At 73.6% G+C, this 9,124-nt stretch carries 5 protein-coding genes; 2 read left to right on the top strand and 3 right to left on the bottom strand.

The features are described 5' to 3' along the window. Positions 1-101 precede the first annotated feature (101 nt). The gene (locus GUY60_RS29085; RefSeq protein WP_161703127.1) at positions 102-356 is read right to left on the bottom strand and encodes a CBU_0592 family membrane protein; all 255 of its coding nucleotides are present in this window, start codon (positions 354-356) and stop codon (positions 102-104) included. Between the two features lie 68 nt (positions 357-424). Next, positions 425-1,462, bottom strand: a complete 1,038-nt coding sequence (locus tag GUY60_RS29080; RefSeq protein ID WP_161703125.1) for a rod shape-determining protein — start codon at positions 1,460-1,462, stop codon at positions 425-427. Positions 1,463-2,035: 573 nt separating this feature from the next. On the opposite strand from GUY60_RS29080, the gene GUY60_RS29075 reads away from it, so the two are divergent. Both GUY60_RS29075 and GUY60_RS29070 read left to right on the top strand, forming a co-directional pair. Continuing rightward, the gene (locus tag GUY60_RS29075) at positions 2,036-3,574 is read left to right on the top strand and encodes a helix-turn-helix domain-containing protein (RefSeq protein WP_161703123.1); all 1,539 of its coding nucleotides are present in this window, start codon (positions 2,036-2,038) and stop codon (positions 3,572-3,574) included. Positions 3,575-3,673: 99 nt separating this feature from the next. Further along, positions 3,674-4,930, top strand: a complete 1,257-nt coding sequence (locus GUY60_RS29070) for an MFS transporter (protein WP_161703129.1) — start codon at positions 3,674-3,676, stop codon at positions 4,928-4,930. Positions 4,931-4,950: 20 nt separating this feature from the next. On the opposite strand, the gene GUY60_RS29065 is transcribed toward GUY60_RS29070, so the two are convergent. Next, on the bottom strand, positions 4,951-9,124 hold a 4,174-nt coding region (locus tag GUY60_RS29065; protein WP_161703121.1), incomplete at its 5' end, for a protein kinase domain-containing protein.

The following is a 9,124-nucleotide window of genomic DNA, read 5'->3' as shown; positions in this document are numbered from 1 at the left end:
CCCCAGACCCCGCTCCTCAAACGCCGGAGGGGCTGAATTTGGCTGAAGCATCAGCCAAATTTGAGCCCCTCCGGCGATTGAGGAGGCCCGTCTGGCAAGACCTACGCGGTCTCCCGGCCGCCGCTCACCGGCCGGCCGCGTGCCCAGTCCACCAGGCCGAGCAGGGAGTACAGGCCCCAGGCGCCTTCGAGCAGCGCGAAACCCCACTGGTTCTCGGCCACCGCGTCGATCGCGAGGAGCGAGGAGCCGATGAAGTTCAGCCACAGATAGCGGGCGGAGCCGAAGGCGACCCGGCCCGTCTGTGCGAGCACGAACGCCCCCAGGATCAGGGCGGCGCCGAGGAGCTGCAGGGACATCGACACGGGGTACGTCACTTTCACGGGGGCGCCGGGCGGCGGGACGCGCGCCCGGCGGGGAAGCGGGCTCAGCCGGCGAGCGGGTCCAGGCGCATCGGCGCGATCTTGCCGTCCAGCATCTCGCCGAGGCCACGCACCGCGCAGGTGTCGGGCCGCTCCGCGATGTGCACGGGCATCCCCGTCGCCGTACGCAGCATCTGGTCGAGGCCCGGGAGCAGCGCACTGCCGCCGACCATCATGATGCCCCGGTCGGCGAGGTCGGCGACCAGGTCGGGTGGGCAGCTGCGCAGCACCTTGCCGAGGCCGTCGAGGACCGCGGTGAGCGGGGTGTGGATGGCGTCGCGGACGGCCGCCGTGTCCACGTGCACCGAGCGGGCCAGGCCGGTGGCGACGTCGCGGCCGTGGATCTCGGTGGACTCCGGGCCCTGCGTGGTCAGGCCGTTGCCGCTGAGGGCGAGCTGCAGCGGGCGCACCGACTGGCTGGGCAGCATCAACTCGTGCTGGTGGCGCAGGTGCTGGACGATCGCGTGGTCGATGGCGTCGCCGCCCACCGGGATCCGCTCGGCCGTCACGATCGAGCCCATCGACAACACCGCGACCTGTGTGGTCGCCGCACCGCAGACCAGGATCATCGTCGCCTCGGGCTGCTCCACCGGAAGGCCGCAGCCGACCGCCGCGGCGATCAGCGTGTCCACCAGCTCCACCCGGCGCGCCCCGAGCCCGATCAGCGTCTCGGTCGTCGCGCGCTGCGCCAGCGGGTCGGCGTCGTGCGGCACACAGGCCGCGGCCCGCAGCCGGGGCTTGCGGCGCAGCGTGCGGCGCAGCTTGTCGTCGAGCAGGTGGCTGAGCATCCGCTGCGCCATGTCGATGTCGACGACGGTGCCGCCGGAGACCGGTCGCACCACCCGGATGTAGCCGGGCGTACGGCCCGTCATCCGCTCCGCGAGCTCGCCGACCGCGATCAGCGCCCCGGTCCGGGTGTTCACGGCCGCGACACTCGGCTCGTCGACGACGAGCCCGGCGCCCTTCACGTACACCCGGGTGCGCGCGGCTCCCAGGTCGACGCCGAAGTGGCAGCGGCGCAGCTGCTCAAGGCTGACGGTCATGGCGGTTCCTCCCGAGGCGCAAGACCATGTCTGTCCATTGACTTTCCTTGTCATCCTGCGGCCGGAGCAGGGGCGGCGCCTGTTGAGGTGGGCCGGGCGAGGTGCCTCTGTACGGGTGGTTCTCGCGCCGCCGACCCGCCGCCCACCCCGCTCCGGTAGCCGCCCGGACGCTCCCGGACGCCCCCGACCGCCGTCGGCAGATTCACAGAAGCGTTGCTCTTCGGCCATTTGCGGGAGCTACTGTCGCGGCAACGGGCCCGAGCGGACTGGGCGGGGCGGGAACTTCCCGTTCGTTTCTGGCCGTTGATGTTGAAAGTCCGTCACATGCTGTGTTGTTGCGGTCACGGTGCGAATGGAAATCTCCATCCCGGTGCTCGGAAGGCACCTAGGGCCCTCGGGCCCGACGGCCGGTGCCGCGGTCTGGCGCGCGAACCGGCCGGACCGGGGCTCCGGTTGCTGTCGTGGGGGCGGCTGCCGTGGTTCCTGGGGGAGAAGGGGAGCGGTCCCGCCTCGCCGTTCATGGGGGGCGAGGCGGGACCGTCCCGTACACGACTACGAGGAGGGGCGAGGGGTATGGGCGCGCGCAGAACACCCAACGGCCGGCTGCGGGAGCGTCTTGAGGAGGCGCAGTGGAGCGGCGCCGAGCTGGCCAGGGCGGTGAACGCGGCGGGGCGGCAGGCCGGTGTCCGGGCCTCGTACGACCGCTCCAACGTCTCGCACTGGCTGGCCGGCACCCGGCCCCGGCCCTCGGCGCGCGACCTTCTGGTGCGGGCCTTCGCCGAGCGGCTCGGGCGCCTCGTCACCGTGGAGGAGCTGGGCTTCGGCGCGGTCGGCGCGACCCGCTCGGAGGCCACGGCCGATGCGGGCGGCCCGTTCGGCTACGGGGGCTACGCGGGTAGCGCCCTGCGGTACGGGACGCGTCCGGCGCGGCAGCAGGTGTACGGAGCCGCCCGTTCCGTGCCCAGGTACACGATGCCCGTGCAGCCGGGACCCCGTGACGCGGCGGACGCGGCGGGCGCCGGTGCGGGGCGCCGGGTGGCGGTGCGCCGCGTCACGGTGGGCACCGGGGGTGGCGGTGGCGCCCGGCGCGAGCTCGCCGACCTCGTCCTTGAGCACCGCGACCCGAGACAGCTGCGGCGGCTGCGTGAACTCCCGTACCGCAGCCCGCACTTGACGCCGCCCGGCGGGTACGCGGCGGCGCGGGACGCGGCCGACCGGGAGCCGAACGAGTGGGAGGCGCCGGACGCGTGGGACACGGACGACGGGCGGGACGGACCGGAGAGCGCGTCGGCGTCGAAGGACGAGGGGCGGGCCGGGGTCGTCGTGACCGCCGCGCTCGGACTCCTCGAACGCAGCGGCGGCCGGGCCGTGCGGGAACTCATCGTCGGCGAGCTCTCCGGCACCGACCGCGCCGAGGCCGCCCGGCTCTGCCGGATGCTCGGCCGGGCCTGGGCCGACGACCTCGGCCACGGGGCGGCACAGCGCGCACTCGAACTCTCCGCCGCGCTCGCCGCCGAGGCGCGCCGGCCCGTGCTGCGGGCGGCGGCGCTGCGCGACATGAGCGTCCTCGCCCTCGAACTGGGCCGCACCAACGAGGCGTTGGCGCTCGCCGAGGCCGCCGTCGACCAGGGCTTCGACGGGGCGGGCGCCGGAACGCGGGCGTTCCTGCTCACCCAGCGCGGCGTGACCCGCGCCGTGGCCGGGGACAGCGGCGGCGCCGTGAAGGACATGGACGGCGCGGAGTACTGGATCGACCGCGGCGACGACGACGAGAACGGCCCGTACTCCTTCGGCGCCCTCCTCTACCAGGTCGCCCGCATGCACCGCGCCGAGGGCGACCTGCGCCGCTCCGTGTCCGCGCTCGAACTCTCGCTGTCCATGCGGCCGCCCGCCGAACAGCGCTCCCGCGCCCTCATCCGCATCGAGCTGGCCCACCAGCGCCTCGGCACCGCCGACTACGCGGCCGCCGCGGACGAGCTGCGGATGCTCGCGCCCGGCCACGAACCGCTGCGCTCGGCGCGGGTGGACGCGGCGCTCGCGTATCTGCGCAACCGGGCGCTGAGCCCGGACCCGGCGCCGCTGCCGCGCATCGCCTACCGGGGCCGCTGCTGAACCGGCCCCCTGGCCCCGTTGAGCGGCGCGTTAGCATCCCGTGTGACCAGCGAGACATCCCGGAGCGGAGACGAGAAGCACGCCGCGCGGGCGGACGACATGGCCGAGGCGCGGCCGAAGCGGCGGATACTCGCCGACCTCACCCCGCTGCGTACCTCCGTCGACTACCGGCGCCTCTGGATCGGCAACACCGTCTCCTGGCTCGGCCAGGCCATGACGGCCCTGGCGATCTCGCTCCAGGTGTACGACATCACGCACTCCAGCTTCTCCGTCGGGCTCGTCGGCCTCTTCTCCCTCGTACCGCTCATCGTCTTCGGCCTGTACGGCGGTGCCATCGCCGACACCGTGGACCGCCGCAAGCTGGGCCTCGCCAGTTCGGCCGGGCTCTGTCTGCTCAGCTTCGTGCTCGCGGGGGCGGCGCTCGCCGGGTACCACCGGGTGTGGCTGCTCTACACGATCGTCGCGCTGCAGGCGGTGTGCGCGGCCCTCAACTCCCCGGCCCGTACGTCGATGATCCCCCGGCTGCTGCCGCCCGAGCAGTTGCCCGCCGCCAACGCCCTCAACTCGATGACCACCACGTCCGGCACGATGTTCGGGCCGATGCTCGGCGGTGTCGTCGTCGGCGTGTGGGGCTACCAGGCCGCGTACCTGATCGACGCGGTGGCGTTCAGCGCCGCGCTGTACGCGATGTGGCGGCTGCCGTCGATGAAGCCGGACCGCGGCGCGGACACGGCCGGTTCGGGCCGGGCGTCCGTCCTCGACGGGCTGCGCTTCCTCGCCACCCGGCCCAACGTGCGGATGACGTTCTTCACCGACATGTGCGCCATGGTGCTCGCCCACCCGCGCGCACTGTTCCCCGCCGTCGCGGTGCTCTGGTTCGGCGGTGACGCGCGGACCACCGGACTGCTCGTCGCCGCGCCCGCCGTGGGGGCGCTGCTCGGCGGGGTGTTCTCCGGCTGGCTGGGGCGGATCCGACGGCACGGCCTGGCGATCCTGCTCTCCGTCGCCGCGTGGGGCACCGCCGTCGCGGTCTTCGGGCTCACCCGGAACCTTCTGCTCGGCATGCTGTTCCTCGCCCTCGCGGGGTGCGCGGACACGATCTCGATGGTGTTCCGCTCGACGATGCTCCAGGCGGCCACGCCGGACGAGATGCGGGGGCGGTTGCAGGGCGTGTTCATCGTGGTCGTCGCGGGCGGCCCACGCCTCGGCGACTTCCTCGCCGGCTCGGTCGCGGACCTCACATCGCCGCAGCTCGCGATCACCGGCGGCGGTGTGGCGTGCGTGGTCGCGGTGGGGGTGCTCGCGCTGCGGTGGCGGGGGTTCGCTCGGTACGATGCGCGGTCGCCGCGGGCTTGAGGGGTGCCGGGTGCCGGGGGTTACGTCGACGGGTCGAAGTCCAGTAGTACGTCCAGGGAGTCGACGATCAGCTCGCAGCCGGCCTCGCGGAGCCGCGTGCGTACGGCCGTGTCGTACGCGTAGCCCACGAAGGTGAGGCCGAGAGCGCTGGCCGCCTCGAACTCCGCCGGAGAGGAACCGACCATCACGGCCGCGGCCACAGGTGTACCCGTGGCGTGCAGCGCGCGTCGCAGGCCGGCCGGGTCGGACATCAGCTCACTCAGGTCGTCGGAGCGCCCGAAGACCCCGCCGGGCACGGGAAGGGAGCGGTTGTCCAGCCAGTCGAGCATGACGTCCCGAGACGTGTCGGAGACGACGGCGACGGTACGGCCCGAGTCCTGCAGCGCGCGCAGCAGCCGCTGCCCTGCGGGGTGCGCCCGGGTCGGCCGGCTGGCCTCGATCCCGGTGAGCTGCCTGTTCAGGTCCGCGCCCACCGGGTGATCAGCGTACGTACGCAGCACATCCAGCGGGTGCACGGTCCCCTCGCTGAGCCGGGGCACGACCGGGTCGCCCCGCAACGTCTCGTCCACGTCGCGGAGTTCGGTGACGAGGAGGGTGAGTTGGCGGGTCACGGTGGCGGCGGTATTGCCCTGATAGAGGCGGGTCAGGGGGCCGTCGAAGCCGAGGAGGACGGTGGTGGCCTCGGTGAGGGGGCTGGTGGCGAGGGCCCGGCCGGGCGGCGCGGCGGTCAGGCTGAGGATGCCGTGCTGGGCGGTGACGCGGGGCGACTTCGGTGAGCGGAGTTCCTTGCGGAGCTGGCGTAGGGCGGCCGGGGCTGCGCCCGGTGGGTGTTGTCGGGTGATGCGGGCGGCGGACTCCCGGAACGCGTCCGTGAGTTCATCCGCCTCCCGGCCGTCGGCGCGCTGCGGGCCGGGGTACCGCCAGCGGAACTCGACGTGCGCGGTGAACGGCCGGCTGTTGTCCGAGCTGGGCAGCGTGAAGTGGTGTTCCGCGCGGTCGGCCGACGGGTCAGGGGCCCGCCAGACGCAGTACCAGGCCGACGGTGTGTCCCCCCGGCCCGTGCCGGTCAGCGGGCGGAAGAGGCGTGGATCGGCCAGCCGGGACCTGACGATCAGGCTCTGGTACAGCTCGTCGGAGAGCCCGAGGGCCAGGGGCGCCCGGACCTGTTCCGCCCAGGCCTCGCGTACGTCGTCCGGGCGCACCCCCATCAGGGCGCGCAGCGGCGGCCCCCCGTCCGGGCGCCCGCGGTGGATCTCGCGGTGGATCTCGCCGAGTTGGCCGAGAGCTGTGCGCAGCAGGAACGGGCGGGGCTCGACCGCCGTGACGACCACCTCGTGGCCCTCGGCCGTGGGGTGCTCGGTGACCCGGGCGCTAACCCGGACCGTGTCCGCACCCTCCAGGATCCGGGTGAGCAGAGTGCCCAGAGCCTGGTGCGCCTGCTCGTCGGCCGGAGTGGTGAACTCGACGAGCAGGCGTGCCTCGTGGGCGTCGATCGACTCGCGGATCTCCCGGAACACGCGTCTGACCGCCGGGTCGACCCGGATGGGGGACGGCAGCCCGTCCTCGTACTCCTGGTAGACGGCGACGGCCTGCTCGCGGCGGCCGAGGCCCCGCAGCGCGACCATGAGGAGGCGCACGGCCTGCGGGTTGCCCGGGTACCGCGTCAGGAACTCCTTCAGGTCGGCGGACGCGCGCGTGAAATCGCCCTGGGCCAGATCGAGTTCAGCCATGGTGAGCCGCACGGTCACCGCCAGTGCCCTCAGTCGCTCGCGGGTGTCGGGGGCGAAAGGGCCCCGCACCCCGGGCAGCGGATCGTCCCGGGTGAGGTCGCACGCCCTCCGCATCAGGCGTTGGCTCTCGTCCAGATCCCCGGCCTCCCGCGCCCGCCGAGCCGCCGCATCGAGCTCCTCCACCCGCAGAACATCCGTCGTGTCGCCGTCGAGCAGCTGCAGGACCAACCCTTCCGAGGTCCGCCCCAGCACGTCGTCGCCCAACTCGCGCCGCAGCAGTGCGACGCAGCCGCGCAGCCGCACCTCGGCCGGTGTTCCGTTCGGCTCCACGTCGGCCTGGGCCAGGAGTTCTTCGTACGTGAGGTGCTCGCCGGGGCGCAGCAGCAGCGCGCAGAAGACGGCCTCCTCGACCGAGCCGGGCCGCTCGATGGTCGTCTGGGTCCGGCCTTCCTCTATCCGGACCTGGCCGAACAGCCGGTAGAGGCGGGCCGTTCGGTCGTGCGGAAGCGCCCGGTTGCCCAGCGCCGCCAGTTCGTGGAGCGCGCCCCACGCCCGGTTCTGCCCGAACCGGAGGTCGTTCAGGATCGAGGCCAACTCGACGCGCCACGCGGCGGGTGCGGAGGCCAGCTGGTGCGACATCACCGACGCGTTCGTCGGCCGGGCGCCCGTCGCCATCGCCTGGACGTGGCCGCCCACTCTGCGCAGGTCGTCGCGGAGTGCCGGCTCACCGGTCGCGCCGAGGTCGAAGCCGCAGAGCGTCGTCCGGCCGCTGTCCGAGACCATGATGTGGGCCGCGGTCAGGTCGCCGTGCGGGATGCCCTCGTCGTGCAGGGCGCTGACGGTGAGGGCGAGCGCCCGCGCGATGGGCAGGAACCGCGCCGGGGGCAGGCCGCCGAGGACGCTGCGGGAGAGCAACTCCTTCAGGCTGAACCCCCGCACCAGTTCGGTCACCAGGTAGGGCCCGCCGTGGACGGGGTTGTCGCCCCACTCGATGACGCGCGCCACGTTGGGGTGTGCGAGTTCGGCGAGTGCGCGTGCCCTGGCCGCGACGTCGTGGCGCTCGTCATCGCCGATGTGCGGGAACCGCTGGACCAGGACCTCCTGGCCGTCGGCGTCGTTGTGCGCGCGCCACATCGTGCCGCTGAGGCCCACGGGCCCGAGCGGACGGTACTGCTGGGGCAGGAGCAGACCCCAGCCCGCACCTGCCCGACCCGACTCCAACTCCCGTAGCAGAGAACGGAAGTTGGCTGACATGTCGACGAAGTGGTCCCAGCGCTGGGAGTCGGCGAGGTCGGCCAGGATGCGGCCCAGGGCCCGCAGGTCACCGTTGCGGCTCTTGCCCGGCCGGTCGTGCAGTGCGAACCCACTGATCTTCGGCGTGCCGTCCGGGGCGATCAGGATGTTCTCCGGGACAAGGCGTCCGTGCACCAGGCCCGCGTCGTGCAGTGTCATCAGCGCGTCGAGGAGTTGCGTCGCGATCTCCTCCACGCCGCGTGCGTTGGTGCGGTACGACGCCAGGTCCGGTCCGTCGACGTGCTCCATGGCCATGTAAGGGCTGCCGTTGTGCAGGCCCACGTCGAGGACGCGTACCAGGCTCGGGTGGCTCGGTAGTTCGCTCGGCCAGCCGGACAGGTCGCGGTCGCCCAGGCGCAGGACCACCGTCTCCCCGGTGTGTACGTCGCGGGCCGACCAGTATTTGTCGTTCCGACCCAGCGCCTGCGCGGCGGGTTGCCCTACCTCGTACCGCCCCCCGACCAAGGCACCGGACCCGGACACCCCGCCGAGCCGCCGCACACTCTCCTCCCGCACCGTCGCGAACGCCTCGCCCTCCGGGGCGGCGTGGCCCGTGCCGGGGCCAGGCGTGACGGCCGGGAAGTCGCCCGCCGCGATGCCCGCGCGGGCATCGATCAAGCCGCCGATACGGGACAGGAGTTGGGTGGTACGACCCTGGGCGGTGCGGGGCAGGGTGTGCAGGAGGAGTTCGCGTACGCCGGGGCGGAACGTGTACGTGCCGGGCGGCGCCGAAGGGGTCGTCGTGAGGACGCCGCTGAGGATGACCTCGGCGAGGTGCTGCGGCCGGGGGTGCGGCTCGACCGCCGCCTGGACCAGGCGCATCACCGGGAGTTCGGGGCGGCCCACCGCCAGGTGCCCGGCGAGCCGGAACGCCTCCGGGGACGCCAGCGAGCGGAACCGCTGGACGAGTTCCGTGGGCGTCAGCAGGTCCGCCTGGTCCGCGCCCGACACGTCGCCGTGCGCCCCGTGTACCCCGGCCGGCGGGCCCAACCGCGCTACCGCGCCCGGCAGTTGACGCCCGCCCGCGTCCGCGACCAGTTGTGCCCAGTGCGCCAGCCAGGTCGCCGTCGGCTCCAGAACCGGAAGCGGCGGCAGGCTCGCGGTGCCGTCCGGCTCGTCGTCGTACGCCTCGAAGCGGAGCGCCGTGTTCGGGGCCGCGGGGGCGGGGGCC

It is taken from the genome of Streptomyces boluensis, from assembly GCF_009908195.1.
GTDB lineage: Bacteria > Actinomycetota > Actinomycetes > Streptomycetales > Streptomycetaceae > Streptomyces > Streptomyces boluensis.
The sequence above is the reverse complement of the archived record's forward strand: the minus strand, read 5'-3'. Positions and strand labels throughout refer to the sequence as shown.

What these genes read in the sequence shown, in the direction of transcription:
- GUY60_RS29075 (WP_161703123.1), top strand. Translation starts at nt 2,036, where the DNA reads ATGGGCGCGCGCAGAACACCCAACGGCCGGCTGCGGGAGCGTCTTGAG.
- GUY60_RS29070 (WP_161703129.1), top strand. Translation starts at nt 3,674, where the DNA reads ATGGCCGAGGCGCGGCCGAAGCGGCGGATACTCGCCGACCTCACCCCG.
- GUY60_RS29080 (WP_161703125.1), bottom strand. Translation starts at nt 1,462, where the DNA reads ATGACCGTCAGCCTTGAGCAGCTGCGCCGCTGCCACTTCGGCGTCGAC.
- GUY60_RS29085 (WP_161703127.1), bottom strand. Translation starts at nt 356, where the DNA reads ATGTCCCTGCAGCTCCTCGGCGCCGCCCTGATCCTGGGGGCGTTCGTG.